This is a genomic window from Janthinobacterium sp. SUN176 (assembly GCF_030587335.1).
GTDB lineage: Bacteria > Pseudomonadota > Gammaproteobacteria > Burkholderiales > Burkholderiaceae_D > Janthinobacterium > Janthinobacterium kumbetense.
In genome coordinates this window covers 390,153-416,333 of record NZ_JAPWIA010000001.1, presented here as the reverse complement: position 1 = coordinate 416,333, position 26,181 = coordinate 390,153, and the positions used below count along the sequence as shown (strand labels likewise).

The window sequence follows — 26,181 nt, the reverse complement described above, 5'->3', positions numbered from 1 at the left end:
TGACCGCCGCCGCTCCACAAGCACCGTCACAGCTGCAGCAAGCGCCTTTTCACCTCCGCCGCCTGCGCATGCAGCGCCTGCTCGAACAGGGCGACCAGTTGCGACAGGGGCCGGTGCAAAGGTTTCACGAGATTCACCGTAAATGGCAGGGAAACGCCGAAGCGGCGGATCTGCAAGCCCTGCCCCGCGTAGTCCAGCGCCGTGAGCGGATTGACGATGGCCAGGCCCACGCCTTCGCGCACCATCGCGCACACGGAGGCAGCGCTGTGCGTGTCGAGCGCCATGCGCCGCTCCACGCCCGCCTGCGCGAAGATGGCGTCGATCTGCTGGCGGTAGGGGTCGACGGCAGCCAGGCTGATGAAAGGCTGGCCTGCGAAGTCCGCCGGCTGCAGCACGGCCTTGCCGGCGAGCGCATGGCCGTCGGGCAGCACGCACACTTCGTCGACGGACATCAAGGTATCGAGCGCCGTGCCCGGCGGCGCATTGCCCACTTCCGTCAGGCCGATATCGTGGCGCTGTGCCGACAGCCACTCTTCCAGCAGCGGCGACTCCTGCGGCGTGATGCTGATGCTCACCTTGGGGAAATCGGCGACGAAACGCTTGCACGCCTGCGGCAACAGCGACTGGGAAAACACGGGCAGGCAGGCGATCGACAGCTGCCCCTGGTCGAACTGGCGCAAGGCCGCCGCCGTGCTGATGATGCGCTCCAGGCCGAAATACGCGCGCTGCACTTCCTCGAACAGCTGCAGCGCCTGGGCCGTGGGGCGCAGCCGCCCCCGCTCGCGCTCGAACAGGGTCAGGCCCGTCAAGTGTTCGAGGCGCGCCAGCTCGCGGCTGACGGTGGGCTGCGACGTATGCAGCATGGCGGCGGCGGCCGTCACGCTGCCCGTCGTCATGATGGCGCGGAAGACCTCGATATGGCGCAGGGAGATAGTCATGGCCATATCATAAATGAATAAGGTAGCCTCAAATAGATATTTTATAGTCGGAGCACAATCGGCCATCATGCGCTATCTCCTCATTCCACCGAAAGCACACGATGAAGCCCGTCACCGACCAGACCCTCGCCCAACTCGCCCAGGAACACGGCACGCCCCTGTGGGTGTATGACGCGGCCACCATCCGCGCGCGCATCGCGCAGCTGGCGCAGTTCGACACGGTGCGCTTCGCGCAAAAGGCCAATTCGAACATCCACCTGCTGACCCTGATGCGCGAAGCGGGCGTGCACGTGGACGCCGTCTCGCTGGGCGAGATCGAGCGCGCGCTGCAGGCAGGCTTTGCGCCGGCGCAAACGAATGGCGCAGCCGGCGTGGTCTTCACCTGCGACCTGTTCGACCGCGCCACCCTGGCGCGCGTGTCAGCGGCGAAGATCGAAGTCAATTGCGGCTCCGTCGACATGCTGCGCCAGCTGGGCCCAGTGTCGCCCGGCCACCGCGTCTGGCTGCGCATCAATCCCGGCTATGGCCATGGCCATAGCAACAAGACCAATACGGGCGGCGAAAACAGCAAACACGGCATCTGGCACGAAGAGCTGCCGGAGGCGCTGGCCGTCATCCGCGCGCATGGCCTGCACCTGGTGGGCCTGCACATGCACATCGGCTCGGGCGTCGACTACAGCCACCTGGAAACCGTCTGCGGCACCATGGTCGACCTGGTGAAAAACATGGGCCATGACATCGAAGCCATTTCCACGGGCGGCGGCCTGTCCGTGCCCTACCGCGAAGGCGAGCAGCCCGTCGACACGGATCACTACTTCCAGCTGTGGGATGCGGCGCGCAAGCAGATCGAGGCGCATCTGGGCCATCCCGTGCACCTGGAAATCGAACCGGGCCGCTTCCTCGTGGCCGACGCGGGCTTGCTGGTGGCCGAAGTGCGCGCCACCAAGCAAATGGGCGGCAACCATTTCACCTTGCTCGATACGGGTTTCAATGAACTGATGCGCCCTGCCATGTACGGCAGCTACCATGAAATGTCGGTCATCGCGCATGACGGCCGCGCACTGGATACGCAGCGTGCCACCGTGGTCGGCGGCCCCCTGTGCGAATCGGGCGACGTCTTCACCCAGCGCGATGGCGGCGTGGTCGAAACACGCCTCTTGCCCGCAGCGCAGGTGGGCGATTACGTCGTCTTCGAAGGCGCGGGCGCGTATGGCGCATCGATGTCGTCGAACTACAACAGCCGTCCCCATGCGGCCGAATTCCTGGTCGACGGAGAACAATCCCGCCTGATCCGCCGCCGCCAGACGGTGGCCGAGCTGATCGCGCTGGAACAACTGTAACACCTCGCCCCGTGCGGGCATGCGCATCTGCTAACATCGGGGCAACTCGATGAAAGCCCGCCATGCCCGCCCAAGCACTTCCCTTCCGCAGCGCCACCCGGCTGCTGCTGCCACTGCTGCTGTCCGCCGTCCTCGCCGGCTGCGTCTCGCTGCCTTCGCTGGAAGGCCGCGTGGCATCCAGCGTCATCGCCGACACAAAGCACACCCAGCTGGCCACGGCCATTGCACCCATGGTGGCGCAGCATCCCGGCGTGTCCGGCATTTACCCGCTCGCCGACGGACGCGACGCCTTTGCCGCGCGCGCCCTGCTGGCCGCCGCCGCCCAGCGCAGCCTGGACGTGCAGTACTACATCTGGCACAAGGACATCACGGGCACCCTGCTGTTCGACGCCCTGCGCCAGGCGGCCGAGCGGGGCGTGCGCGTGCGCCTGCTGCTCGACGATAACAACACGGCGGGCCTGGACCAGACCCTGGCGATGCTGGGCAAACAGCACAACCTGGAAATCCGCCTGTTCAACCCCTTCGTGCCCCGCTCTCCGCGCGCGCTGGCCTTTGCCACGGATTTTTCCCGCCTCAACCGGCGCATGCACAACAAATCGTTCACGGCCGATAACCAGGCCACCATCGTCGGCGGGCGCAATGTGGGCGACGAATATTTTGGCGCGGCCGGCGACGTGCTGTTTGCCGACCTGGACGTGCTGGCCGTCGGCCCCGTCGTCGACGACGTTTCGCGCGATTTCGACCGCTACTGGAACAGCGCCTCGGCCTACCCGGCCAAGCTGCTGCTGACCAGCCCTGTCGAGGGCGACGCGGCCACCATCGCCGCCGAAGCGGACCGCATCGACGATACCAAGGCAGCCGAGGAATACGTGCAGGCGCTGCGCACCTCACCCTTCGTCAGACAAATGATGGAGCGCACCCTGCCCTTCGAATGGGCCAGGACGCGCATGGTCAGCGACGACCCGGCCAAGGTGCTGGACAAGGCCAGGCCAGGCACGGGCGTGGCGGACAACCTGCAAAACCTGCTGGGCGTGCCGGAAAAGGAAGTGGACCTGGTGTCGCCGTATTTCGTGCCCGGCAAAGCCGGCACCCAGGCCTTTGCCGACCTGGCAGGAAAAGGCGTGGGCGTGCGCATCCTGACGAATGCGCTGGAAGCGACCGACGTGGCGGCCGTGCATGCCGGCTATGCGAAGTGGAGAAAGCCGCTGCTGCAAGCGGGCGTGCTGCTGTACGAGTCGCGCCGCTCGTGGGAACGGGGCGATGCGCGCGAACAGCCGGGCCGCTTCGGCAGCTCCGCATCGAGCCTGCACGCGAAGACCTTTGCCGTCGACGACCGGCGCATCTTTGTCGGCTCGTTCAATTTCGACCCGCGTTCGATCGAATTGAACACGGAAATGGGCCTCGTCATCGACAGCCCCGCGCTGGCCAGCCAGCTGGGGCAAGCCATGCGCACCACCATCCCGCAGCGCGCCTACCAGGTACTCCTGGGCGACGACGGCGCGCTGTACTGGATCGCCCGCGACGCCAGCGGCGCCACCACGCGCTACGACACGGAGCCGGGCACCAGCGTGTGGAAGCGCCTGGGGGTGGCGATTCTGTCGGTGCTGCCGATTGATTGGCTACTGTAAAGCACGCAGCCTATGTCATTTCCCGCGAAATGGCCGACAATATTTAAGGTCGGGGTATGGTTTCTCACCATCAAAAAATATCATTCTCAAACCAATAACCGTATCTGAGTAGTGACAATAAAAATTGGGATAATCCGGTACTGGCAACAGAGGTGGCGCCGGTGTGGTCTCAAGCCGGAACATCGTGCTCTGTAATCGGACGACCTCGGACAAGCGCACGGTCTTGCGCGTACTTTCATTCGGGAGATCAGCATCCCGTAAAACCGTGCGCGGTTGACCAAAATCTGACTGACCTACCACGCTGGAGCTGAGGTAAAACAGTTTCATCGGTTTACGCAAAATAGCATTAAACTGATCGCTGTCCTCAAAGTTCAATATATCAAGCGGGGCGAAATCGGCCTGCAGATCCTTTCGGCAGTCTGATTCATACTCCGCAAATACCCATATATTATCGGCATCAAAGACAATAAGGCGTGGTACAGGCTCATCCGTTCTACATAATGCGTTTGGCCGCAAATCGATTGCAACAACACCAGCGTCGTTTCCCTCCAGTGATCGGCGCTCGTCACCGCCAAACCCAGGCCGAAGCAAATATATTTTGCGTGATTCTTCTTTAACAAGACTAACTGCACGATACGTCGTGTTGGCATAGGCCGAAAGCATTGGTTGAAACTGCAACTTGCCGGGATGCCACACGCTCACTCTGTAGCGACCTATCTCATGCCAATCCGGCTTCTGCGGTCGCTCCATCACCCAAAAACCCGGCGGGTCACATTTTGGCGGCACTTCACTATGCTCACATTTGTTATAGGCATGCAGATCAAGCCCGTTGCTCAGACTTAGCCACGGCTTGTCGGCCTTCAAGGGAACGGCATAATAATAGTCATATGAGGCATGATCGAAGTGTGGCACGACGCACCCCGGCAGCAAAATCCACATCAATGCCATACAACAACATTTGAATAGTGAACTGTTCATTGACGTCCTCATCGTGAAATAAAGAAATTTCACTATCCGTCAAGAACTTTGCGTGCCTATTGATATTTGTCGACTTACAACTCTTAAATCAATAAAAAAAACAGGCTTCCGTGAAAACGCAAGCCTGGCCTTTACATCAACGATACACCTCTATGCCTGAACTACCGCACCACCTCCATCAACACCCGCCCTTCCGACGCCGACGGCTGGCGCACGCGCAGCAGGTGCGCCAGGGTCGGGGCGATATCGACCACTTCCGCATACTGGCCATAGGCGCCCGGCTTGATCCAGCGGGGGCCGAACACCATCAGCGGCACGTTGGTGTCATACGTGTAAGGCGTGCCGTGCGAAGTGCCGCCCGCGCCCTTGCCGAAGTACCAGGCCGGCTTTGTCACGACCATCAGGTCGCCCGAGAGCTGGCGGTTCCAGGCGCGGCGCATCAGGGTGTCCATGCGCGTGGCAACGGCGCCCGTTTCCATCTGCGTGCGCGTGTAGACTTGCGCCAGGCCGTCCTGCTGCAGCAGGAAGCGGGCCGCCGCGTCTTCCAGGGCGGCGCGATTGACGCCGCTCTTTTCCGCCAGCGCGTAATCGAGGTAGATATTCGGCAGCGACGACGTCGTCACCAGCTTGTCGATGCCCAGGTTGGTCGCCAGGTGCTGGTTCAAGGCATCGACCAGTTTGGCGCCATCGATGCGTTTGGCCGAGAAGCCCCGCGTTTCGGCAAATTCCGGCACGTTGGCAAAGCCATGGTCGGCCGTCAGCACCACCAGCACGTTGTCCATGCCGACTTTTTTATCGAGGTCGGCAAAGAAGCCGGCCAGCATGCGGTCCAGGCGCTGCAGGTGGTCGTGCGACATCTTGCTTTCCGGGCCATAGGCATGGTTCACATAGTCGTGCGCGGACAGGCTCACGCCCAGGATATCGGGCACGCCGGCCGGGTTGTGGCCCAGGTTTTCGCCATCGATGGCGGCGCGGGCGAATTCCAGGGTCAGTTCATCGAGGAAGGGACCGGCCTTCAGGCGGCTGTAGTACTCACCATCGAGCTTGCCGCTGTCGCTGTAATAGGCAAACGGGAAGGTGTTGCGCGTGCCCGGCTTGGCCGGCACCAGATCATCGCGGGCATCGCGGGCATAGGCGGAATCGGCCAGCAGCGGCGTCCAGCCCTTGCCATAATAACGGTCTTGCGGCTTGGCGGCCTGGTAGCGCTGCACCCATTGCGGATGCTGCTGCATATAATAGGTGCTGCTGGCGAAATTGCCCGTCTTTTCCATGTACATATACGCCGTGCCCGTTTTCCCGGCCAGCAGGATGGCGCCCCGGTCCTTGCCCGACACCGTGACGACCTTCGCCTTGTCGCCCGTGGAATAGCGCAACTCGTCGCCCAGGGTGCTCACGCGCAGCTTGGTCGGCGCCGTGCCGTCGTCGGGCTGCGTGTCTTCGCCGATGTAATGGAAATTGCCATCTTCGGTGCAGTACACGGATTTTTTCGTGACGGGATCGATCCAGTTATTGCCGATCACGCCATGCTGATAAGGGTAAGCGCCCGACAGCACGGCCGAGTGGCCGATGGCCGTGACCGTGATGCCATGCGCCTGGTGCGCGTCGCTGAACCACGCGCCCTGTTCCAGCAGACGGCGGAAGCCGCCCTGGCCGAACTGGTCGCGGTAGCGCGTCACCTGCTCTTGCGGCAAGCCGTCCACTACCAGCACCACCACCAGCTTCGGCTGCGCCGCACCGGCAGCAACAGCAGGAACGGCCTTGGCCGCATGCGCCTGGCTCGCCGCCACGCCAGCCGCCAGCAGCAGCGCCTGCGCCAGTTGCCGGGAAAGGGAGAAATGTTTCGTCATATCCGCTCATCAAAAGTTAGGCCACCGGCCAGCATACGCCGACTATATGACACAATAATGACAAGAGGCAACAATATGAAAAAGGCCAGGCTCCATCGCTGGAACCCGGCCTTTACTGAAACGGATGAATTTGCCTGACTTATTTGCCTGGCTTATTTGCCTGACTTACTTGACCGTCACCTTGATGCTTTTACTCAACTCCGGCCCATACGACTGGTGCGCGCCGTTGGCAAACTGCATCGTCAGGGTGTACTGCCCCGGCGGCAAGGTGACGTCCGTTTCCGTCTGTCCTTTGCCAAAATGCAAATGTTTGTCATCCATGGGTATCATCTCGCCCGCCTTCATCGGCCCCATATTGATGAGCAAATGATGGTGGCCCGTCTTGGCCGTCATATCGCCGGCCGGCTTGACATCCATGCCGCTGACGGCAAATTTCACTTTGAACGGGCTGGTCACTGTCGCGCCATCGACGGGCTCGACGAACGAGACGGATTGCGCAAACGCGCTGGCGGCCAGCAGGCTGCCCGCGATCACGGCTGCGGCTTGGCGCAGGAATACGGTGGTCAATTGCATGATGTCTCCTCTTGTTTAATAACAACACGGACTGCATGAAACCATATTCCTGCTGACAATGGCGCGTGGCAGCGCCAAGCCCAACGTTTAATCGTTCTTGATGACGATCGACGGGAACTTGCTGGTCATATCCTTCGCCTTTTCCGCCACTTTAATCGCGATGGTGCGGGCAATCTGCTTGTAGATCACGGCGACGGGACCTTCCGGCTCGGCCACGACGGTCGGCGTGCCGGAATCCGTCTGCTGGCGGATCGCCATGGTCAGCGGCAAGGCGCCGAGGAATTCCACGCCGAAGTCCGCGCACATCTTCGCGCCGCCGCCGGCGCCGAAGATTTCTTCCGCATGGCCGCAGTTCGAGCAGATGTGCGTGCTCATGTTTTCCACCACGCCCAGGATCGGAATGCCGACTTTCTCGAACATTTTCAAGCCCTTGCGCGCATCCAGCAGCGCGATGTCCTGCGGCGTCGTGACGATCACGGCGCCCGTGACGGGCACTTTTTGCGACAGGGTCAACTGGATGTCGCCCGTGCCCGGCGGCATGTCGACGATCAGGTAATCGAGGTCGCGCCAGTTGGTCTGGTCCAGCAATTGCTGCAACGCTTGCGTGACCATCGGGCCGCGCCATACCATCGGCTCGTCCGGATCGATCATGAAGCCGATCGACGACACTTGCAGGCCGTGATTTTCCATCGGTTCCATGCTCTTGCCGTCGAGGGTCTTCGGCTGGCCGCTGATGCCCAGCATCATCGGCTGCGACGGGCCATAGATATCGGCGTCCAGCATGCCGACGGTGGCGCCTTCGGCCGCCAGGGCCAGGGCCAGGTTGACGGCCGTGGTCGATTTGCCGACGCCGCCCTTGCCGGAAGCGACGGCGATGATGTTTTTCACGTTGCTCATCGGCTTCAAGCCGCGCTGCACCGTGTGCGAAATGATTTTCGACGACACGCCCACACTGACGTTGCCCACGCCCGGCAGCACGCGCAGGGCGGCCAGCACGGATTTGCGGATCAGGTCGATCTGGCTTTTAGCGGGGTAGCCCAGTTCGATGTCGAGCGAAATATCATCGCCATCGACCTTCAGATTCTTGACGGTTTTGCTGGAAACGAAATCTTTATGTGTATTTGGATCAATAACCTGGGCCAGCGCGGCCTTGACGTCTTCTACTGTGATGCTCATGTAAATCTCCGTGTGTACTACATATGTGCAATACGCGCAGTCTAGCGCAAATTTGCATGGCGCGATGGCGGCAAAAGCATCACTTGCCAGCGCTGCATCTGCTCATATTGCCTTTCCGCTGTTAAAATGACCTATTATCCATCCCAAAAGTGCATCAATCATGACTCGCAAGCTGTTCGTCACCACTGCCCTGCCTTACGCAAACGCCGCTTTTCACATTGGCCACATCATGGAATACATCCAGGCCGATATCTGGGTCCGGTTCCAGCGAATGCAACGCGATGGCGCAGCCGGCCGTGAAGTGCACTTTGTGGGCGCCGACGATACGCATGGTACGCCCATCATGATCGCCGCCGAAAAGGAAGGCATTACGCCGCAGCAATTCGTCGCCAACATCGCGGCCGGCCGCGCCCAGTACCTCGATGGCTTCCATATCGCCTTCGACAACTGGTATTCGACCGATTCGCCGGAAAACGTTGATCTGTCGCAATCGATCTACCGCAAGCTGCGCGATACGGGCCTGATCGTCACGAAAACCGTCGACCGCTTCTTCGATCCGGTCAAGGGCATGTTCCTGGCCGACCGCAACATCAAGGGCGAATGCCCGAAATGCGGCGCCAAGAACCAGTACGGCGACAATTGCGAAGTGTGCGGCGCCGCTTACCAGCCGACCGACCTGGTCAACCCGTTCTCCGTGTTCACCAACGCGACGCCCGTGATGAAGCCGTCGGAACAGTACTTCTTCAAGCTGTCCGACCCGCGCTGCTTCGAATTCCTCAAGGATTGGCTCAACACGCCAGGCCGCCTGCAGCCTGAAATGGTCAACAAGGTCAGCGAATGGCTGGGCGAAGCGGGCGAAAAGCTGGCCGACTGGGATATCTCGCGCGATGCGCCCTATTTCGGCATCCCGATTCCCGATGCGCCGGGCAAGTTCTTCTATGTGTGGATGGACGCGCCGGTCGGCTACCTGGCCAGCCTGAAAAACTATTGCGACAAGAAAGGCCTCGATTTCGACGCCCTGCTGAACGATCCTGCCACGGAACAAATCCACTTCATCGGCAAGGACATCGTTTCCTTCCATTTGCTGTTCTGGCCCGCCATGCTGAAATTCGCTGGCCACCCGGTGATCGACAAACTGAAAGTCAATGTGCACGGCTTCCTGACGGTCAACAATGAAAAGATGTCGAAGTCGCGCGGCACGGGCATCTCGCCGCTGCGCTACCTGGACCTGGGCATGAACCCGGAATGGCTGCGCTACTACATCGCCTTCAAGCTGAACTCGAAAGTGGAAGACCTGGACTTCAACGGCGACGACTTCGTGGCCCGCGTGAACAGCGACCTGATCGGCAAATACGTGAACATCGCCAGCCGTTGTGCCGGCTTCATCGCCAAGCGTTTCGACGGCAAACTGGCATCGACGCTGTCGGAAGGCGCGCAAAGCTGGATCAACCGCGCGCTGACGGTGGACGCCAACGGCGTCATCGTCGAGCGCCAGGCCAGCATCGCCGCGCACTTCGAGAACCGCGAATTCGGCAAGGCCTTGCGCGAGATCATGGAAATCGCCGACATCACCAACCAGTACGTCGATGAAAACAAGCCGTGGATCCTCGCCAAGGATGCGGACAAGACCGCCGAACTGCACGACGTGTGCACGACGGCCCTGATCCTGTTCCGTCAGCTGACGATCCTGCTGTCGCCGGTCTTGCCGGGCGTGGCAAAGAACGTGGCCTCGTTCCTCAACGACGAGCAATTCACCTGGGCCGATACGCAAGTGTTCGGCGACGCCGTCTCGAACAGCATGCTGGGCCGTACCATCGGCGCCTACAGCCACTTGATGACGCGCATGGATGCAAAGATGATCGAAGCGCTGTTTGACGCACCGCAAGCTGCCGCCATCGCCGCGCCGGCTGGCGATGCCGCGAACGACGCCGCACCGGTCGCTGAAACACCGGCCTCCGCCATCGAGGAACTGGCGCCCGAGATCAAGATCGACGACTTCCTCAAGGTCGACTTGCGCATCGCGAAAATCGTCAACTGCGAACTGGTCGACGGCTCGGACAAGCTGCTGCGCCTGACCCTGGACGCGGGCGAAGGCCGCTTGCGCAATGTCTTCTCCGGCATCCGTTCGGCCTACCAGCCGGAAGAGCTGGTCGGCAAGCTGACGGTGCTGGTGGCCAACCTGGCGCCGCGCAAGATGAAGTTCGGCATTTCCGAAGGCATGGTCATGGCCGCATCAAGCGCCGACGAGAAGGCGAATCCGGGCATCTACATCCTGAACCCTTGGCCAGGCGCCGAACCTGGCATGCGCATCCGCTAAGCCCGCACAAGGACCGATGATGAATATCGTGGTGCGCGAAGCAACAAATGCCGATGCACAGCTGATAGCCGACCTGACCCGCGCCGCGTGGGCCGGCAAGGTGGCGGCCTCGTCCAGTGGACACCACGAGACGGCGCAGCAGGTGGAAGAGCAATTGCGCCACGGCGGCGGTTTTCTGTTGCTGATCGACGACATTCCAGCCGGTTCGCTGCGCTGGATGCCGCTCGACAGCGATCCCGCCATCTGGAAGATTTCACGCATGGGCGTGCTGCCCGCCTACCGGGGCAGCCATGTTTCGCAACATTTGCTGGAAGCCATCATTCATCACGGCCTCTCGTGCCAGGCGGAGGAATTGCGCCTGGCCGTGCGGCGCGACCAGCGCAAGCTGATCGATTTTTATGCGGCCTTCGAATTCGACCTGGCCGAAGAACTGGAATATTCGCACGCCAACCCCGCCGAACCGGCGCCGATGGTGATGCGGCGTTTGTTGCGTTATTGATTTTTAGCAATTTCGCCCCGGACTTGCCGATACAACAACCCGCCAGGCGGCACGGCGCGGTAAAATACGGCCGGCTGACCTTACCTATAAGACACTCAGAAGAGAATATGAAACTGCCTGCAAAACACAACAACTACGTATCCGACCACACCTTGTTCATCGCTGAACTGAAGGCCAAGAATCCTGGCATGGAAGCGGGCCAGCAAGCGGGCCGCGCCCTGCTGTGGGACAAGCCGGCCGTCAGCATCGATGAGCAGGAGCGCCAGCTGGCGTCGGCCGTCAAGCAACAGGCTTACGTTTACCAGAACAAGAACTAAGATCTGGAACCGGCACGATGTTGCCTGAAGAGTCTGCAGTCACGCCGGAAGCCGACGCTTCCGGCGCCGGCGCAGTCATCGAGTCGCCCGAACCCGCCGCTGGCGGCGACGGCAGCGGCGACCCTGCAGCATCCGCCACGGCAGTAACGGACGCGGCGCCCGCCGCCGACCCGCTGGGCATCGCCCGCCTGTATGGCGAGCCGATGATGCGCATGCCGACGGATTTGTACATTCCGCCGGACGCGCTGGAAATCTTCCTCGAAGCCTTCGAAGGCCCGCTCGACTTGCTGCTCTACCTGATCCGCAAGCAAAATTTCAACATCCTCGATATCCCGATGGCGCAGGTGACCCTGCAATATCTGAAATATGTCGACCAGATCCGCGTGCGCAACCTGGAACTGGCCGCCGAGTATTTGCTGATGGCGGCCATGTTGATCGAAATCAAGTCGCGCATGCTCTTGCCTTCGCGTAAGAGCGACGTCGAGGAAGATGGCGGCGACCCCCGTGCCGAACTGGTGCGCCGCCTGCTCGAATACGAGCAGATCAAGCTGGCCGCCTACGACCTGAACGCCATCCCGCAGTTCGAGCGCGATTTCGTGCGCACGCAGATTTTCATCGAGCAAAGCCTGACGCCCACCTGGCCCGACGTGGAACCGGTGGACTTGCAGCAGGCGTGGCTCGACGTGCTGAAACGCGCCAAACTGACCCAGCATCACCGCATCAGCCGCCAGGAACTGTCCGTGCGCGAGCACATGTCCAGCATCCTGCGCCACTTGCAGTCGTCGCGCTTCGTCGAATTCAGCGAGCTGTTCGACATTGCCGGCGGCGTGCCCGTGGTGGTGGTCAACTTCGTGGCCCTGCTGGAACTGGCCAAGGAAACCCTGATCGAAATCACACAGGCAGAACCGTTTGCCCCCATCTACGTCCGGCTGGCCTATTCGCCCGCCTGACTCCTTCCCTTTGTCACTGACCACCGTACAACGGGGTTTTAGCGAAAGCAATCCATGAAAATTATTTCCGACATCGAAGAATTGCGCGACCAGCTCAGCGGACAGCTGCGCACGGCGTTCGTCCCCACCATGGGCAACCTGCACGAAGGCCATCTGTCGCTGATGCGCCTGGCGCGCAAGCATGGCGACCCCGTCGTCGCCTCGATCTTCGTGAACCGCCTGCAATTCGGCCCGAACGAAGACTTCGAGAAATATCCGCGCACCATGGCGGCCGACATCGCCAAGCTGGAAAAGGAAGGCGTGTACGTGCTGTTCGCGCCGACGGAAAAGGAACTGTACCCGGAACCGCAGGAATACCGCGTGCGCCCGCCCGATGACCTGGGCAATACCCTGGAAGGCGAATTCCGTCCCGGCTTCTTCGAAGGCGTGTGCACGGTCGTCACCAAACTGTTCTCGTGCGTGGGGCCGCGCGTGGCCGTGTTCGGCAAGAAGGATTACCAGCAGTTGATGATCATCCGCAACATGGCGCGCCAGTTCGCGCTGCCGACGGAAATCATCGCCGCCGAAACCTACCGCGCAGACGATGGCTTGGCCTTGTCCTCGCGCAATATGTACCTGTCAGAAAGCGAACGCGCGGAAGCGCCGGAACTGTTCAAGGGCCTCAATTTCGTCGCCGAGGAAGTGCGCAAGGGTAACCTTGCCGTCGGCGAACTGGAACAGGCGGCCATGCAGCTGCTGGACGGCCGCGGCTGGAAATCGGACTACATCGCCGTGCGCAAGCGTGCCAACCTGCAGGCGCCGAACGCCGCCGAACTGGCCGCCGGCGAACCGCTGGTGGTGCTGGCCGCCGCCAAGCTGGGCCAGACCCGTTTGATCGACAACCTGGAAATTTAAGCGCCATCTCCAAGCGTCACCTCGACGGGGCCATTCGGCCCCGTTTCTGTTTCTTTTTCTTTTCCTTACTTCTCCATCCCCACCAGCTTGAGTTCGGCAAACAGCGGCCTGTTGCTGCCGCGTGCCGCTTGCAACATGTCATAGCTGGCCGCATCGAGCACGATTTCCTCTCCCGCCCACAGCTTGCGCTGGTTCGCAGGCAGCCTCAGGCTGCGCAGGATGGCCCGCGCCTGGGCCGGATCGGCCGCCAGCAGGCGGATGGCGTGTGCATGGCGCTGCGTACCCGTGAGTATCGGCAAGCCGCCCTGCGGGCCATGCTGGCTCAGGCTGACATAGTCATGGCCGCCCACGCGATGCAAATAGGCATGCCGGCCATCGGCTTCGGCTACCGGCTGCGCGGCAGGCTCCTGCATCTCGACCGACGCGACGGGCGCAACGGCGGTTTGCTCCAGGCTCACGCCGCAGGCCGTTAACAGGGCCGTGCCCAGGGCGAAAAATAATACGGGTGCTCGGCGCATCGTGCGCTCCTTCTTGTCGGGGTCGGGGACAAAGGGGAAATACTGCAGCGATCATGGGCCAAATTATTTGACGTGTAAAGTTAACTTTGGGAAATATTTCATTCCTTTGCGCAATTATCTGCAGGCAGCGGGATCCTCTCTGTCCGTACCCGGCAAGCCTGGGACAATTGTTAAAGTAATTTGCACACTGAAATCATCAAGCCCATCTTTATCCATCAATCAATAAAGATGACAATGGCTGCACTGGTTCGCAGCGACAGCATGCGGGCCTCCCACCACGACAGGAGAACACCCATGAACACAGCAGCTATACCGGCCAAGGTCGCCATCGTCACGGGCGCTTCGCGCGGCATCGGCGCGGCCATCGCCCGCCGCCTGGCGCGCGACGGCATGCGGATCGTCGTCAATTACGCCAGCGGCAACGTGGCAGCGGAGCAGCTGGTGGCGGCCATCGTGGCCGACGGTGGCGCCGCCATCGCCGTCAAGGCCAACGTCGCCGACACGGGCGAGGTGCAAGCCCTGTTCGATGCGGCCGAGGCGGCCTATGGCGGCGTCGACGTGCTGGTCAACAATGCCGGCATCATGCCGCCCGCGCTGCCGGCCCTGGCCGACACGGACGACGCCACCTTCGACAGCCTGTTCGCCATCAACGTCAAGGGTAGCTTCAACACCATGCGCCAGGCGGCGACGCGCTTGCGCCACGGTGGCAGCGTCGTCAACTTTTCCACCAGCGTGATCGGCCTGGCCCTGCCCGGCTATGCCGTCTACGGCGCCACCAAGGCGGCCATCGAGACGATGACGAATATCTTTGCCAAGGAATTGCGCGGCAAGAACATCACCGTCAACGCCGTCGCCCCCGGCCCCACGGCCACGGCGCTGTTCTTGAACGGCAAGACGGAAGAAACGATACAGCGCATGGGCAAGATGGCGCCATTGGAGCGCCTGGGCACGCCGGACGACATCGCCGCCGCCGTGGCTTTTCTGGCAGGGCCGGATGGCCGCTGGGTGAATGGCCAGACCCTGCGCGCGAATGGCGGGCTGGTCTGAGTTTTTTGCGGACGAAAAAAAACGCTGCCAATTCGCATTGGCAGCGTTTTTCTTGATCGGTATCAAGCCGTGATCAGGCGCCGGCTTTTTCCAGCTTCTCGAAAATCTTGTTCAGCTTTTCATCGAGGGTCGCGGCCGTGAACGGCTTGACGACATAACCGCTGGCGCCAGCCTGGGCGGCGGCGATGATGTTTTCTTTTTTCGCTTCGGCGGTGACCATCAGCACGGGCAGCTTGGCCAGTGCGGGATCGGCGCGGATATGCTGCAGCATCGTCAGGCCATCCATGTTTGGCATGTTCCAGTCCGACACGACGAAATCGTACGATTCCGCGCGCAGCTTGGCCAGGCCCATCACGCCGTCTTCCGCCTCATCGACGTTGGCATAACCCAGTTCCTTCAACAGATTCCGGACAATGCGGCGCATCGTCGAAAAATCGTCAACGACTAAAAATTTCATCTTTGGATCAGCCATGAATAACTCCGTTGTTTCTGTAGCGGTTTGTTAATAATATCGACATGAATGCCGACATTATGGTCGACACTACGGCAGCAAGTTGTAGGATAGCATTTTCGTTGCTTTTAGGCGAACAAACTTGCCTCAGATCATATAAAACGTGGCTTACACGCGCAAAGCACGCATGCCATGCGCAGCCAGGTGTCCCAGCACCATGCCAGGCAGCGCCGTCAGAGCGCCGACCTCATGCGTAGCACCGACGGCGATCGCCTCGCGCGGCATGCCGAACACCACGCAACTGGCTTCATCCTGCGCAAAATTATACGCTCCTGCAGCCTTCATCTCCAACATGCCTTGTGCGCCATCCTTGCCCATGCCGGTGAGGATCACGCCGACGGCATTTTTACCGGCCGATTGTGCGGCCGAACGGAACAGCACGTCGACGGACGGGCGGTGGCGGTTTACCGGCTCACCCTGGTCGATCTTGGTCATGTAGTTGGCGCCGCTGCGCGTCAGGGTCAGGTGCGAATGGCCGGGCGCGATGTAGGCGTGGCCGGGCAGCACCCTTTCGCCGCCCGCCGCTTCCTGCACCGATATCTTGCACAGCGAATCGAGGCGACGCGCAAACGAGCGCGTAAAGCCTTCCGGCATGTGCTGCGTGATCAGGATGCCGGGACAATCGGACGGCATCTGCATGAGGAATTCGCGGATTGCTTCCGTGCCGCCCGTGGAGGCGCCGACGATGATCAGCTTTTCGCTCGACGTCAACGGGCTGCGCAGCGCAGGCAGCGGCGCGGCCACCTTGTCGCTGGCCGACGGCAGGGTGCGCGCGCGGATGCGCGCCTTCGAGGCGGCACGGATCTTGTCGGCGATCATGTCCGTGTACTCGCGCATGCCGCTCTGGATGGAAATCTTCGGCTTGGTGACGAAATCGACGGCGCCCAGCTCCAGCGCGCGCATGGTGATTTCCGAACCGCGCTCGGTCAGCGACGACACCATCAATACCGGCATCGGGCGCAAGCGCATCAGTTTTTCCAGGAAGTCGAGGCCATCCATCTTCGGCATCTCGACGTCGAGGGTCAGCACGTCGGGGTTGGTCTGCTTGATCATCTCGCGCGCCACCAGCGGATCGGGCGCAGCGCCCACCACTTCCATGTCGGGCTGGCTGTTCACGATTTCCGTCATCACGCTGCGGATCAAGGCCGAATCATCCACGATCAATACTTTGATCTTCATAGTTATCCTTCCAGGCCTTGCGGCCCTTATTCTTTATTAAATTAGTACACCGGACAAAATCGCCGCAAGCCGCACGGCGCGACGCGCAGCAGGTTTGGTCTGGTGTTTGTCAGAACAGCTCAACTTCGCCGCCCACCGGCGCGACTTTGAGACGGCTTGCGTAATCGAGTTCGCGGCGCACCAGCGTATCGTTATGCGTCTGCATCAGCTTTTTCACCAGCACCTTGCCGCTGCGGGGGAAAAAATACACCTTGCGCGGGTGGATGTCATTGAGGTCTTCCGCCACCACGCGCATCTTTTCCGCCTTCAGATAATTGATGACGAAGGCCGCATTGCGTTCGCCCACATTGATCGCCGTGAAGCCGCGCAGCACGGCGCCGCCGCCGAACACTTTCGCTTCCATGTTCTCGCGCCGCGCGCCCGCCTTCAGCAAATCGTTGATCAGGATCTCCATGGCGTAGGTACCATAGCGCATCGACGCGGAAATCGGGCTGTTCGGATCGCTGCCGCCGTCGGGCAGCATGAAGTGATTCATGCCGCCCAGGCCCGTGACGCGGTCGCGGATGCAGGCCGAGACGCAGGAGCCGAGCACGGTGACGATCAGCATGTCCTTGTTGGTAAAGTAATACTCACCAGGCAAGATCTTGGCGGCGTCACAATTGAACGTCCTGTCGTAATAGACGTTAGTGGCGAATTGCTCTTTGGATTCCAGGCTCATATTTCACTCTCATGTACGATGCGACGATGCCTTGGGCGCGGTGCCCCGAGGCTGATCGAGCTCATAGACTGTTTTACCGCGCAGCTTCAATGAATCCGACACGTACAGAAAATTCTCCGAATGGCCCGCAAACAGCAGGGCATCCGGCTTCATCAACGGCACAAAGCGCGACAGGATCTTGCGCTGCGTCGCCTTGTCAAAATAAATCATCACGTTACGGCAAAAGATGACGTCGAACTGGCCCGTCACCGGCCAGCTGTCGGCCAGCAGGTTGAGCGGCTTGAAGGTGATCATCTGGCGCAGTTCCGGGCGCACCCGCACCTGTCCCTCGCGATCGCCCTTGCCGCGCAAGAAAAAGCGCCGCGCACGGTCGGCCGGCATCTTGTCGAGCCGGTCCAGGTTGTAGACGCCATTGGCGGCCGTGGCCAGCACGTTCGTGTCGATGTCCGTGGCGATGATGGTGACGGGCGGCGTGAGCGTATTGAATGCCTCGCACACCGTCATGGCGATCGAATACGGCTCCTCGCCGGTGGAACTGGCCGAACACCAGATGGTGATCGGCCCGCTCAGTTTTTTCACATGCTCGGCCAGCAGCGGAAAGTGATGCGCCTCGCGGAAGAACGACGTCAGGTTGGTCGTCAGCGCATTCGTGAACGCTTCCCACTCATCGCCCATGCGGCCCGCTTCCAGGTCGTCCAGGTAGCGGACGAACGAGGAAATGCCGGTCGCGCGCAGGCGCCGCGCCAGGCGGCTGTAGACCATCTCCTGCTTGCTGTCGGCCAGCGCGATGCCGGCCCGCTTGTAAATCATGGCGCGGACCCGTTCGAAGTCCTTGCCAGTGAAATCAAATTCCTTGACCGAATCCGTTTTAGTTTGCGGCATTTTGTTTTTACCTCTCTATGACTACTCTGACCAATGCCTTTGCAAGTATAACTAGCGGGACCGGGTTGGCGTCAGAACTCTTCCCAATCGTCGCCGCCGGCCGCCGCCAGCTTTTTCGCGGGCGGTGGCGTGCCGGCTTGCGCCGTCTTTGCCAACCGCCGTGTATTTGCCGCCACACTCGGTACCGGCCGTGCAGCCATCTTGACTACTGGCGCGGGTGCGGGCACGGCCGCCTGCGCCGCGCTCTCGCCATCGAGCTTGAAGATGCTGACGGCATCGGCCAGTTTCTGCGCCTGGTCCTGCATGCTTTCGGCCGCCGCCGCCGCTTCCTCGACCAGCGCCGCGTTCTGCTGCGTCATCTGGTCCATCTGCGCGATGGCCTGGTTCACTTCCTCGATGCCATGGCTCTGTTCCTGCGTTGCCGCCGTGATCTCGCCCATGATGTCGGCCACCTGCCGGATCGACGTGACGATCAGGCCCATGGTCTGCCCCGCCTCGTCCACCAGGCGGCTGCCAGCATCGACCTTGTCGACCGAGTCGCCGATCAGGCCCTTGATCTCTTTCGCCGCACCAGCCGAACGCTGCGCCAGGTTGCGCACTTCCGACGCCACCACCGCAAAGCCGCGTCCCTGCTCGCCCGCGCGCGCCGCTTCGACGGCCGCATTCAAGGCCAGGATATTCGTCTGGAACGCGATGCCGTCGATGACGCCGATAATATCGACGATCTTGCGCGAACTGTCCTTGATGGAACCCATGGTATCGACCACTTGCGCCACCACCTTGCCGCCCTGCTCCGCCACCGACGACGCCGACACGGCCAGCTGGTTGGCCTGGCGCGCATTGTCCGCGTTCTGCTTCACGGTCGACGTCAGTTCTTCCATCGACGATGCCGTCTCTTCGAGCGAACTGGCCTGCGTTTCCGTGCGCGCCGACAGGTCCGCATTGCCGCTGGCGATCTCGCGCGACGCCACGGTAATCGTATCCGTTCCCTGGCGCACGTCGCTGACCGTCTGCACCAGGCTCGCGTTCATGTCCTTGAGCGCCTGCTGCAAGGCGCTCGTTTCATCCTTGCCTTCGACCACCACGCGCGCCGTCAGCTCGCCGGCAGCCACCTTCTGCGCCACGGCCAGGGCGCCGGACAACGGCACCGTGATCGAACGCGTGATGAAGATGGCGCACCAGGCGCCGATCGCCACCGCCGCGCCGCCCAGGATGAACAACACCGTCATCAGGCGCGCATCGGCCGCCAGCGAGTCGTCCATGAAGCTTTGCTGCGCCACGTGCTGCAGGTCGAGCAGCTTGTTGATGTCGGCCAGGGTCGTCTTGTTCAAGGGATCGATGCGGGTGGCAATCACCTTCGCCGCGCCCTCGCTGTTAAACGCCAGTACCTGCCCCATCGCTTCCTTGAAGGCGGCATCGACTTCGCCGTCAACCTTGGCGATATTGGCCAGCAGCGCCTTCTCGCCCTCGGACAGGCCCAGGCTGGCCAGCTTGCCGCGCGCGCCGTCGTACAGCTTGCGCTGCTCGCGCACCTTGCCCTCTTCCACCTGCATCAGCCCCACATCGCCCTGCAGGCCGATATTGCGCATGGCGATACCGGTTTCCAGCATCGCGCTTTTCATCAGCGACGCCTGCGTATTCTTTTCGCTTGCCAGCTCGAGGCCCGTGAGCAACTGGGCCTTGTTACGGTAATTCAGTGCATTCGCCGAAACGATCACTACCACCAGGATGGCGAGGATGCTGCCAAAACCTATCCCCAGCCGGGTGCCTATCTTGAAATCGCGCAAACTCATTACAGTCTCCAATATTTATGTGAACGGCGCCCGTTCAACCGGACGGCGCCGTGTTGTGGCCTGGTCTCTGACGGACCTTGCAGCCTGCCGGCGCGCCTCTAGTCGCACCGGTACATGCATATCTGTAGTGATTCTTTGCGTGCCAAAACGGCGGCGCACCGGGCGCCGCCTTGCTGCCATGCGACCTCTTAAGCCGCCAGCTTGTCGATCAGGCCCATCTCACTGCTCGACATCAGCTTGTCGATATCGACCAGGATCAGCATGCGCTCGTCGATGGTGCCCAGGCCGATCATGTAGTCGGTCGAGAAGGCGGTACCCATTTCCGGCGCCGGCTTCACCTGCTCCGGCGTCAGCGTGGTGACGTCGGAAACGCTGTCGACCACCATGCCGACGATGCGCCCGCCGATGTTCAGGATGATCACCACCGTGAACTGGTCGTACACGGGCGTGCCCAGGTTGAACTTGATGCGCATGTCGACCACGGGGATGATGATGCCGCGCAGGTTGATCACGCCCTTGATGAATTCAGGCGCGTTGGCGATGCGGGTAACCGCTTCGTAGCCGCGGATTTCCTGAACCTTCAGGATATCGATGCCGTACTCTTCGGAGCCCAGGGTGAAGGCCAGGAATTCACGGCCGGCGATGTCCTTGCCGTCGCCCGCATTGCTTCCGGATGTTTGTTGAGTATCTGACATGGTGCGTTTTCCTATCTTTATCTATCGGTATTACGAAAAAATGGACTCGTCGGCCAGCTGGCGAGAGGAGCGGATCAGGGCGGCGACATCGAGAATCAGCGACACGCCGCCATCGCCCAGGATGGTGGCACCGGAAATGCCCACCACCTTGCGGTAATTCGATTCGAGGTTTTTCACCACGACCTGCTGCTGTCCCACCAGGTCGTCGACGAACAGGGCCGCCTTGCGCCCTTCCGTCTCGAGGATCACGCAGATGCCTTCCGAGGGACTGGTAAAGCGCGGCGCGATGTCGAACATCTGGTACAGCGGGATCAAGGGCAGGTATTCGCCGCGCACTTTCACCACCTGGCCCTTGCCACTGATGTCCTTGATATCCTCAACGGCCGGTTGCAGCGATTCGATGACAAAGCCCAGAGGCAAAATATACACTTCGTCGCCGACGCGGATCGACATGCCGTCCAGGATGGCCAGGGTCAGCGGCAGCGAGATGGAAATCGTCGTGCCGAAACCCTTCGCCGAACGGATATCGACGACGCCGCCCATGGCGCTGATATTGCGTTTGACGACATCCATGCCCACGCCGCGGCCCGACACGTCGGTGACCGCTTCGGCGGTGGAAAAGCCGGGCGCAAAAATCAGCTGCCACACGTCGGCGTCGCTCATCGTCTCGGACACGTCCAGGCCCTGCTGCACGGCCTTGGCCAGGATGCGCTCGCGGTTCAGCCCAGCGCCATCATCGGATACTTCGATGATGATGTTGCCGCCCTGGTGGCTGGCCGAGAGGAACAAGCGGCCCGCTTCCGTCTTGCCGGCGGCCACGCGAGCGGCCGGCATTTCCACGCCATGGTCGATACTGTTGCGCACCAGGTGCGTGAGCGGATCGACGATGCGCTCGATGAGGCCCTTGTCCAGCTCCGTGGCGGCGCCATTGGTGATGAAGTCGACCTTCTTGCCCAGTTTCGTCGCCAGGTCGCGCACCATGCGCGGGAAGCGCGAAAAGACGAAATCCATCGGCATCATGCGGATCGACATCACCGCTTCCTGCAAGTCGCGCGTATTGCGCGTCAGGTGGCTGACGCTGTCGAGCAGTTTTTCATGCAGCATCGGGTCGAGCGCGCTGGCGCGCTGCTCGATCATCGCCTGCGTGATCACCAGTTCGCCCACCAGGTTGATCAGCTGGTCGACTTTCTCGATCGAGACGCGGATCGACGACGATTCGGCGCCGGCCTTGTCGCCCTCTTTCTTGGCCGGTTTCTTTTCCTGCTCCGCTTCGGCCACGGCGCTGGCCACGACCGGCGTGGCGGCGGCGCCGGCGTTGCCCGCCTTGGCCGCGTCGGCGCGAATCTGTTCGAGCGGCTGGAAGAAACCGTAGCCCTGTTCGGCCTCGCTCTGCACGCCTGCGGCGGCGCGGATGTCCTCGAGCGGCTGGAAGAAGCCGTAACCGGGATCGGCCGCGCCCTGCGCGCCTGGCAGCGGGTCGAAGAAGCCGTAGCCCTGGGCTTTTTCCTGCGCCGCGCGGGCCGCTTCGGCTTCGCCTGGCGCCAGTGGCGGCGCCTGCGTGATCACCATGTCGTCCGGATTGAGCACGAAGGAGCAGATGGCCAGGATATCGTCCAGGCTTTCATGCGTCGTCACTTCCAGCACCTTGCGCGCGTCGGGCAGGCTTGATACCACGACGTCGCCCAGCAAGCCCAGTTCGGCCGCCAGCGCATCGACTTCGCGCAGCTCCATGGCCGGCAGCTCCAGGCGGATGCGATGGCCGCCGGCATGACTGACGGCGGCCTTTTCCGCCGTATGGAAAGCCGGCGCGACGGGCGTGAGCGCGGCCACGGGCACGTCCTGCGAGAACGACTGCAGCATCATGCGCACATTGGCCACGGCATCCTGGTCGACGGCGCTGCCCAGACGGTGGCCGTCGAGCTGCATCTTGAGGATATCCTTGGCCGCCAAAAAGGCGTCGACGTGTTCCGCCGTCAGGGCCATCTGGCCCTGGCGGATGCGGTCGAGCAGCGACTCGAGGATGTGCGTCACCTCGCTCATGTCGCTCAGGCCGAACGTCGATGCGCCACCCTTGATCGAATGGGCGGTGCGGAAAATGGCATTCAGGTCTTCGGCGTCGGGCGCCGCAATATCAACGGCCAGCAGCAGCCGTTCTTTTTCAGCCAGCAGTTCTTCGGCCTCATCGAAAAAGACCTGAAAAAACTGGCTAATATCGATGGTCATAGGGTGACTCCGTCAATTGCATCGTTGTGCTGCGCGGCTGGCATCAGCCGATCACCTTCTTGACCACTTCGATCAGGCGTTGCGGATCGAACGGCTTGACCAGCCAGCCATTCGCGCCGGCGGCACGTCCCTTCGATTTCATCTCGTCCGACGACTCCGTCGTCAGCATCAGGATGGGTACCTTCTGGTAGGTCGGCAGTTCGCGCAGCAGCTTGATCAGCTCCAGGCCATCCATGCGCGGCATGTTCTGGTCCGTCAATACCAGGTCCACGGTTTGCAGCTTGGCTTTTTCCAGTCCATCCTGGCCGTCGACGGCCTCCACCACCTGGTAACCGGCGGCTTTCAGGCTGAACGCCACCATCTGGCGCAATGAGCTGGAATCGTCCACTGCAAGTATCGTTTTGGCCATCTTTGCTCCCACTTATTCCGGGCATCCTGCCCGAGTATTTGATTAATCAATCCATGCAACCACAAGCGTTCCGCACTGGCATGCTAGAACAGCTCGATGTCGCCACTTTCCAAATGCTGTTGACTGACAGCCTTGCGCAGCACGCTGCGCAACTCCAGGCTTTGAATCGCCAGCGCCATGCTGACCCGCCCCAGCAAGGCGACAATTTCTTCATTGTCGCTCTCCGGCAACATCTCCGCGCCATGCGAGCCCAGGGTTCCGAGGAACTCGCGCAAGCCCGTCACGCGCTTCAAGGTGCGCTCGATCAGCTGGCTGGTCATGTCCTGGAACTGCAGGCTGGTGATGGCGGCATTCACGTAGCCCCCCACCTCATCCTGCAACGCCAGCAGTTTTTCCCGCTGCTGCTCGGCCGGAATACCGCCGTCGAGCAGCAAGGCGATGGTATCTTGCTGCGCAGCAACAGCTGCGTGTATCGCCATGAAATTGAAGGACAGCTTCTCGATCGCCTCTTCCAGCAAGATGCCGGTCTGCACCAGGTCGGTTTCCACCTCCGTCAAGTGCTTGCGGCCATGGTCCGACACGCCAGACAGCAGGCGCTTTACATGCGAGCCAAGTATTTTCTTTCTTGTCATAAAGGTCTCATTGTTTCAATACACCACGCGTCGACAGCCTTGCGTGTTATTTTTTCGCCGCTACCGGGCTGGGGGCTGGCGCCGCCGCGGGCGGCGCACCGGCCGCCAGCCCAGAAGCGACAGCGGCGGCAGCGGCATCGGTCACCGGCAGCTCGATCGCCGAGCCATCGCGCAGGACATTTTCTTCCGTGCGTTTGTTCATGACGATGATGCTGATGCGCCGGTTGATCGGATTGAAGGGGTCGAGCTTGTCCAGGTGGGCGGCCGAGCCCAGTCCCACCACGCGCAATACTTTCTCTTCCTTCATGCCGCCAATCACCAGTTCGCGCCGCGACGCGTTCGCGCGGTCGGCCGACAATTCCCAGTTGCTGTAGCCGGCATCGCTCATGTAGGGCGTCGAATCCGTATGGCCGGACAGGCCGATGCGGTTCGGCACTTCATTGAGCACGGAGCCGATGGCGTGCAGGATTTCCTTGGTGTACGGTTGCAGATTCGCATTGGCGAGTGCAAACATCGGACGGTTCTGCTCGTCGACGATCTGGATGCGCAAGCCTTCGCTGGTGATGTCGAGCAGCAACTGGTTCTTGTATTTTTTCAGCAGGGGATTGGCGTCGATGGTCGCTTCGATGCGCGCCTTGAGCGCCTGCAGGCGCTTGCCCTCCTCGCGTTCGAGCGCGGCCTTGGCGGAATTGAGGTCGAACGATTTGCGCTGCTGCTCTTCCTGCGCCTTGCGCACTTGTCCATCCTGGCGCGACAGGTCCTGGCCGCCGCCCTGGATAACGGAATTGCTTTCGCCGCTGCCGGAACCGCCCGCCATGGCCACTTTCAAGGGTGTCTTGAAGAATTCGGAAATGCCGTTCAAGTCGCCCTTCGAGGTGGAGCCCAGCAGCCACATCAGCAGGAAGAAGGCCATCATGGCCGTGACAAAGTCGGCGTAGGCGATTTTCCACGCCCCGCCATGGTGTCCGCCAGCCGTCTTCTTGATACGCTTGACGATAATCGGGCGCATGCCTTCATCGGCCATGGCGTCCCCCTTCCGTGTGCTGCAAATGACTCATGGTGTCCAGGCGTATATTCACTGCTTACTTCGTTTTCGATTTCTTGATGTGGTCTTCCAGCTCATTGAACGTCGGGCGCTCGGTCGAGAACAGCACCTTGCGGCCGAACTCCACGGCCAGCGCCGGCGCATAGCCGTTCAGGCTGGCCAGCAGGGTCACTTTCACGCACTGGAACATCTTGCTCGACTCTTCCAGCTTCTGCTCCAGCAGGCTGGCCAGCGGTCCGACGAAACCATACGCCAGCAAGATGCCGAGGAAGGTGCCGACCAGCGCGTGCGCGATCAGCATGCCCAGTTCGGCCGGCGGGATACCCACCGATTCCATCGTGTGCACCACGCCCATCACGGCGGCGACGATACCAAAGGCGGGCAAGCCATCGCCCACCTTGGCGATCACGTGGGCCGGCACGGCGCCTTCGTGATGGTGCGTTTCGATTTCGTTGTCCATCAGGTTTTCGATCTGGAACGCATCCATATTGCCCGATACCATCAGGCGCAGGTAATCGGTCATGAATTCAACGATGTGGTGGTCGGCCAGCACGGCCGGATACTTGGAAAACAGGGGGCTTTCCTCTGGCTTGTCGATATCGCCTTCGATCGACATCAAGCCTTCCTTGCGCACTTTGCTGAGCACTTCAAACAGCAGCGACATCAGTTCCATGTACAGTTCTTTGGTATAGCGCGAACCCTTGAACAGGCTGGGCAAGGCGGCGATCGTCGCCTTGATGGCCTTGTTATTGTTACCAACAAGGAAGGCGCCCAGGGCGGCGCCGCCGATCATCAGCAGCTCCAGCGGCTGGAACAGCGCCGCCAGATGGCCGCCGGCCAACGCGAAGCCGCCAAAGACCGAGGCGCAGACGATGATGTATCCGATTATGACTAACAAGTGCCCTGACTCCCAATAATGGCCGGGGCTGTATGCCCGGCATGTTCAAACCTGTTCCTGTCTTCTGGCGGCTGCGCCGCCGGCAAAGACAGCGGCAAAAAAAGCAACCGGAAGTTAATTGAAATGCGCTGCTTTTCAATGCAATTCCGAGAAAATGCCGTGTGGAACTACAAT

25 protein-coding genes are annotated in these 26,181 nt (G+C 61.3%); 8 read left to right on the top strand and 17 right to left on the bottom strand.

Going from position 1 to position 26,181, the window contains the following annotated elements; translation table 11 throughout:
* Positions 1 to 26: 26 nt before the first annotated feature.
* Positions 27 to 938, bottom strand: a complete 912-nt coding sequence (locus O3299_RS01985) for a LysR family transcriptional regulator (RefSeq protein WP_251351870.1) — start codon at positions 936 to 938, stop codon at positions 27 to 29.
* Positions 939 to 1,039: 101 nt separating this feature from the next.
* Here O3299_RS01985 and lysA point away from each other — a divergent pair, with 101 nt between their 5' ends.
* Positions 1,040 to 2,278 carry a diaminopimelate decarboxylase gene (gene lysA, locus O3299_RS01980; protein ID WP_305061375.1) on the top strand — a complete coding sequence of 413 codons (1,239 nt, stop codon included), beginning with the start codon at positions 1,040 to 1,042 and terminating at the stop codon, positions 2,276 to 2,278.
* 62 nt (positions 2,279 to 2,340) lie between these two features.
* On the top strand, positions 2,341 to 3,906 hold the full coding sequence (locus O3299_RS01975; RefSeq protein ID WP_305061374.1) for a phospholipase D family protein: 1,566 nt from the start codon (positions 2,341 to 2,343) through the stop codon (positions 3,904 to 3,906).
* A 15-nt stretch (positions 3,907 to 3,921) separates the two neighbouring features.
* Here the strand turns inward: O3299_RS01975 and O3299_RS01970 are convergent, their stop codons facing one another.
* The 4 genes from O3299_RS01970 to apbC all read right to left on the bottom strand — a co-directional run bounded on the left by O3299_RS01970 (position 3,922) and on the right by apbC (position 8,480).
* A complete protein-coding gene (locus O3299_RS01970; RefSeq protein WP_305053391.1) occupies positions 3,922 to 4,884 on the bottom strand; it encodes a hypothetical protein in 963 nt (320 codons plus the stop codon).
* A gap of 161 nt (positions 4,885 to 5,045) precedes the next feature.
* Positions 5,046 to 6,731, bottom strand: a complete 1,686-nt coding sequence (locus O3299_RS01965; RefSeq protein ID WP_305061373.1) for an alkaline phosphatase family protein — start codon at positions 6,729 to 6,731, stop codon at positions 5,046 to 5,048.
* A gap of 165 nt (positions 6,732 to 6,896) precedes the next feature.
* A complete protein-coding gene (locus O3299_RS01960) occupies positions 6,897 to 7,304 on the bottom strand; it encodes a DUF4399 domain-containing protein (protein WP_034778045.1) in 408 nt (135 codons plus the stop codon).
* Positions 7,305 to 7,391: 87 nt separating this feature from the next.
* Complete coding sequence (gene apbC, locus O3299_RS01955; protein ID WP_034758315.1) at positions 7,392 to 8,480, bottom strand: iron-sulfur cluster carrier protein ApbC; 1,089 nt, start codon at positions 8,478 to 8,480, stop codon at positions 7,392 to 7,394.
* Between the two features lie 160 nt (positions 8,481 to 8,640).
* On the opposite strand from apbC, the gene metG reads away from it, so the two are divergent.
* From metG to panC, 5 genes are all read left to right on the top strand, one after another.
* Positions 8,641 to 10,797, top strand: a complete 2,157-nt coding sequence (metG, locus tag O3299_RS01950; RefSeq protein WP_289906587.1) for a methionine--tRNA ligase — start codon at positions 8,641 to 8,643, stop codon at positions 10,795 to 10,797.
* Positions 10,798 to 10,816: 19 nt separating this feature from the next.
* On the top strand, positions 10,817 to 11,296 hold the full coding sequence (locus tag O3299_RS01945) for a GNAT family N-acetyltransferase (protein WP_305062941.1): 480 nt from the start codon (positions 10,817 to 10,819) through the stop codon (positions 11,294 to 11,296).
* A gap of 107 nt (positions 11,297 to 11,403) precedes the next feature.
* Positions 11,404 to 11,613: a DUF3460 family protein gene (locus O3299_RS01940; protein ID WP_034778041.1), complete on the top strand. Its 210-nt coding sequence runs from the start codon at positions 11,404 to 11,406 to the stop codon at positions 11,611 to 11,613.
* A gap of 17 nt (positions 11,614 to 11,630) precedes the next feature.
* The gene (locus tag O3299_RS01935) at positions 11,631 to 12,563 is read left to right on the top strand and encodes a ScpA family protein (protein WP_077402012.1); all 933 of its coding nucleotides are present in this window, start codon (positions 11,631 to 11,633) and stop codon (positions 12,561 to 12,563) included.
* A 54-nt stretch (positions 12,564 to 12,617) separates the two neighbouring features.
* A complete protein-coding gene (gene panC, locus O3299_RS01930) occupies positions 12,618 to 13,457 on the top strand; it encodes a pantoate--beta-alanine ligase (protein WP_099664747.1) in 840 nt (279 codons plus the stop codon).
* Positions 13,458 to 13,522: 65 nt separating this feature from the next.
* Here the strand turns inward: panC and O3299_RS01925 are convergent, their stop codons facing one another.
* Positions 13,523 to 13,975 carry a hypothetical protein gene (locus tag O3299_RS01925; RefSeq protein ID WP_099664748.1) on the bottom strand — a complete coding sequence of 151 codons (453 nt, stop codon included), beginning with the start codon at positions 13,973 to 13,975 and terminating at the stop codon, positions 13,523 to 13,525.
* 294 nt (positions 13,976 to 14,269) lie between these two features.
* Between O3299_RS01925 and O3299_RS01920 the strand changes: the two genes are divergently transcribed.
* Positions 14,270 to 15,022, top strand: coding sequence for an SDR family oxidoreductase (locus O3299_RS01920; RefSeq protein ID WP_305061372.1), 753 nt, complete (start codon positions 14,270 to 14,272; stop codon positions 15,020 to 15,022).
* A gap of 73 nt (positions 15,023 to 15,095) precedes the next feature.
* On the opposite strand, the gene cheY is transcribed toward O3299_RS01920, so the two are convergent.
* From cheY to motA, 11 genes are all read right to left on the bottom strand, one after another.
* Positions 15,096 to 15,494 carry a chemotaxis response regulator CheY gene (gene cheY, locus O3299_RS01915; protein WP_010396677.1) on the bottom strand — a complete coding sequence of 133 codons (399 nt, stop codon included), beginning with the start codon at positions 15,492 to 15,494 and terminating at the stop codon, positions 15,096 to 15,098.
* A gap of 147 nt (positions 15,495 to 15,641) precedes the next feature.
* Positions 15,642 to 16,712, bottom strand: a complete 1,071-nt coding sequence (locus O3299_RS01910; RefSeq protein WP_034778028.1) for a chemotaxis response regulator protein-glutamate methylesterase — start codon at positions 16,710 to 16,712, stop codon at positions 15,642 to 15,644.
* A 109-nt stretch (positions 16,713 to 16,821) separates the two neighbouring features.
* Positions 16,822 to 17,430, bottom strand: a complete 609-nt coding sequence (gene cheD / locus O3299_RS01905) for a chemoreceptor glutamine deamidase CheD (RefSeq protein WP_034758343.1) — start codon at positions 17,428 to 17,430, stop codon at positions 16,822 to 16,824.
* 9 nt (positions 17,431 to 17,439) lie between these two features.
* A complete protein-coding gene (locus O3299_RS01900) occupies positions 17,440 to 18,312 on the bottom strand; it encodes a CheR family methyltransferase (protein ID WP_251351875.1) in 873 nt (290 codons plus the stop codon).
* Between the two features lie 71 nt (positions 18,313 to 18,383).
* Positions 18,384 to 20,105 (bottom strand): methyl-accepting chemotaxis protein, encoded by a 1,722-nt coding sequence (locus O3299_RS01895; protein ID WP_305053395.1) that lies wholly within the window; start codon positions 20,103 to 20,105, stop codon positions 18,384 to 18,386.
* 188 nt (positions 20,106 to 20,293) lie between these two features.
* Positions 20,294 to 20,800 carry a chemotaxis protein CheW gene (locus tag O3299_RS01890; protein ID WP_034758356.1) on the bottom strand — a complete coding sequence of 169 codons (507 nt, stop codon included), beginning with the start codon at positions 20,798 to 20,800 and terminating at the stop codon, positions 20,294 to 20,296.
* Positions 20,801 to 20,830: 30 nt separating this feature from the next.
* Positions 20,831 to 23,023, bottom strand: a complete 2,193-nt coding sequence (gene cheA, locus O3299_RS01885) for a chemotaxis protein CheA (RefSeq protein WP_305053396.1) — start codon at positions 23,021 to 23,023, stop codon at positions 20,831 to 20,833.
* A 43-nt stretch (positions 23,024 to 23,066) separates the two neighbouring features.
* The gene (locus tag O3299_RS01880; RefSeq protein WP_034758362.1) at positions 23,067 to 23,432 is read right to left on the bottom strand and encodes a response regulator; all 366 of its coding nucleotides are present in this window, start codon (positions 23,430 to 23,432) and stop codon (positions 23,067 to 23,069) included.
* Between the two features lie 83 nt (positions 23,433 to 23,515).
* The gene (locus O3299_RS01875; RefSeq protein ID WP_077401991.1) at positions 23,516 to 24,064 is read right to left on the bottom strand and encodes a chemotaxis protein; all 549 of its coding nucleotides are present in this window, start codon (positions 24,062 to 24,064) and stop codon (positions 23,516 to 23,518) included.
* Positions 24,065 to 24,110: 46 nt separating this feature from the next.
* Positions 24,111 to 25,088, bottom strand: a complete 978-nt coding sequence (gene motB, locus O3299_RS01870) for a flagellar motor protein MotB (protein ID WP_077401988.1) — start codon at positions 25,086 to 25,088, stop codon at positions 24,111 to 24,113.
* 58 nt (positions 25,089 to 25,146) lie between these two features.
* Entirely contained in the window at positions 25,147 to 26,007 is an 861-nt protein-coding gene (gene motA, locus O3299_RS01865; RefSeq protein WP_077401985.1) for a flagellar motor stator protein MotA, read from the bottom strand.
* Positions 26,008 to 26,181 lie beyond the last annotated feature (174 nt).

Bases quoted from the DNA above. Each gene is read 5' to 3' on its own strand.
- O3299_RS01985 (WP_251351870.1), bottom strand. From the start codon at position 938: ATGACTATCTCCCTGCGCCATATCGAGGTCTTCCGCGCCATCATGACG.
- lysA (WP_305061375.1), top strand. From the start codon at position 1,040: ATGAAGCCCGTCACCGACCAGACCCTCGCCCAACTCGCCCAGGAACAC.
- O3299_RS01975 (WP_305061374.1), top strand. From the start codon at position 2,341: ATGCCCGCCCAAGCACTTCCCTTCCGCAGCGCCACCCGGCTGCTGCTG.
- O3299_RS01970 (WP_305053391.1), bottom strand. From the start codon at position 4,884: ATGAACAGTTCACTATTCAAATGTTGTTGTATGGCATTGATGTGGATT.
- O3299_RS01965 (WP_305061373.1), bottom strand. From the start codon at position 6,731: ATGACGAAACATTTCTCCCTTTCCCGGCAACTGGCGCAGGCGCTGCTG.
- O3299_RS01960 (WP_034778045.1), bottom strand. From the start codon at position 7,304: ATGCAATTGACCACCGTATTCCTGCGCCAAGCCGCAGCCGTGATCGCG.
- apbC (WP_034758315.1), bottom strand. From the start codon at position 8,480: ATGAGCATCACAGTAGAAGACGTCAAGGCCGCGCTGGCCCAGGTTATT.
- metG (WP_289906587.1), top strand. From the start codon at position 8,641: ATGACTCGCAAGCTGTTCGTCACCACTGCCCTGCCTTACGCAAACGCC.
- O3299_RS01945 (WP_305062941.1), top strand. From the start codon at position 10,817: ATGAATATCGTGGTGCGCGAAGCAACAAATGCCGATGCACAGCTGATA.
- O3299_RS01940 (WP_034778041.1), top strand. From the start codon at position 11,404: ATGAAACTGCCTGCAAAACACAACAACTACGTATCCGACCACACCTTG.
- O3299_RS01935 (WP_077402012.1), top strand. From the start codon at position 11,631: ATGTTGCCTGAAGAGTCTGCAGTCACGCCGGAAGCCGACGCTTCCGGC.
- panC (WP_099664747.1), top strand. From the start codon at position 12,618: ATGAAAATTATTTCCGACATCGAAGAATTGCGCGACCAGCTCAGCGGA.
- O3299_RS01925 (WP_099664748.1), bottom strand. From the start codon at position 13,975: ATGCGCCGAGCACCCGTATTATTTTTCGCCCTGGGCACGGCCCTGTTA.
- O3299_RS01920 (WP_305061372.1), top strand. From the start codon at position 14,270: ATGAACACAGCAGCTATACCGGCCAAGGTCGCCATCGTCACGGGCGCT.
- cheY (WP_010396677.1), bottom strand. From the start codon at position 15,494: ATGGCTGATCCAAAGATGAAATTTTTAGTCGTTGACGATTTTTCGACG.
- O3299_RS01910 (WP_034778028.1), bottom strand. From the start codon at position 16,712: ATGAAGATCAAAGTATTGATCGTGGATGATTCGGCCTTGATCCGCAGC.
- cheD (WP_034758343.1), bottom strand. From the start codon at position 17,430: ATGAGCCTGGAATCCAAAGAGCAATTCGCCACTAACGTCTATTACGAC.
- O3299_RS01900 (WP_251351875.1), bottom strand. From the start codon at position 18,312: ATGCCGCAAACTAAAACGGATTCGGTCAAGGAATTTGATTTCACTGGC.
- O3299_RS01895 (WP_305053395.1), bottom strand. From the start codon at position 20,105: ATGAGTTTGCGCGATTTCAAGATAGGCACCCGGCTGGGGATAGGTTTT.
- O3299_RS01890 (WP_034758356.1), bottom strand. From the start codon at position 20,800: ATGTCAGATACTCAACAAACATCCGGAAGCAATGCGGGCGACGGCAAG.
- cheA (WP_305053396.1), bottom strand. From the start codon at position 23,023: ATGACCATCGATATTAGCCAGTTTTTTCAGGTCTTTTTCGATGAGGCC.
- O3299_RS01880 (WP_034758362.1), bottom strand. From the start codon at position 23,432: ATGGCCAAAACGATACTTGCAGTGGACGATTCCAGCTCATTGCGCCAG.
- O3299_RS01875 (WP_077401991.1), bottom strand. From the start codon at position 24,064: ATGACAAGAAAGAAAATACTTGGCTCGCATGTAAAGCGCCTGCTGTCT.
- motB (WP_077401988.1), bottom strand. From the start codon at position 25,088: ATGGCCGATGAAGGCATGCGCCCGATTATCGTCAAGCGTATCAAGAAG.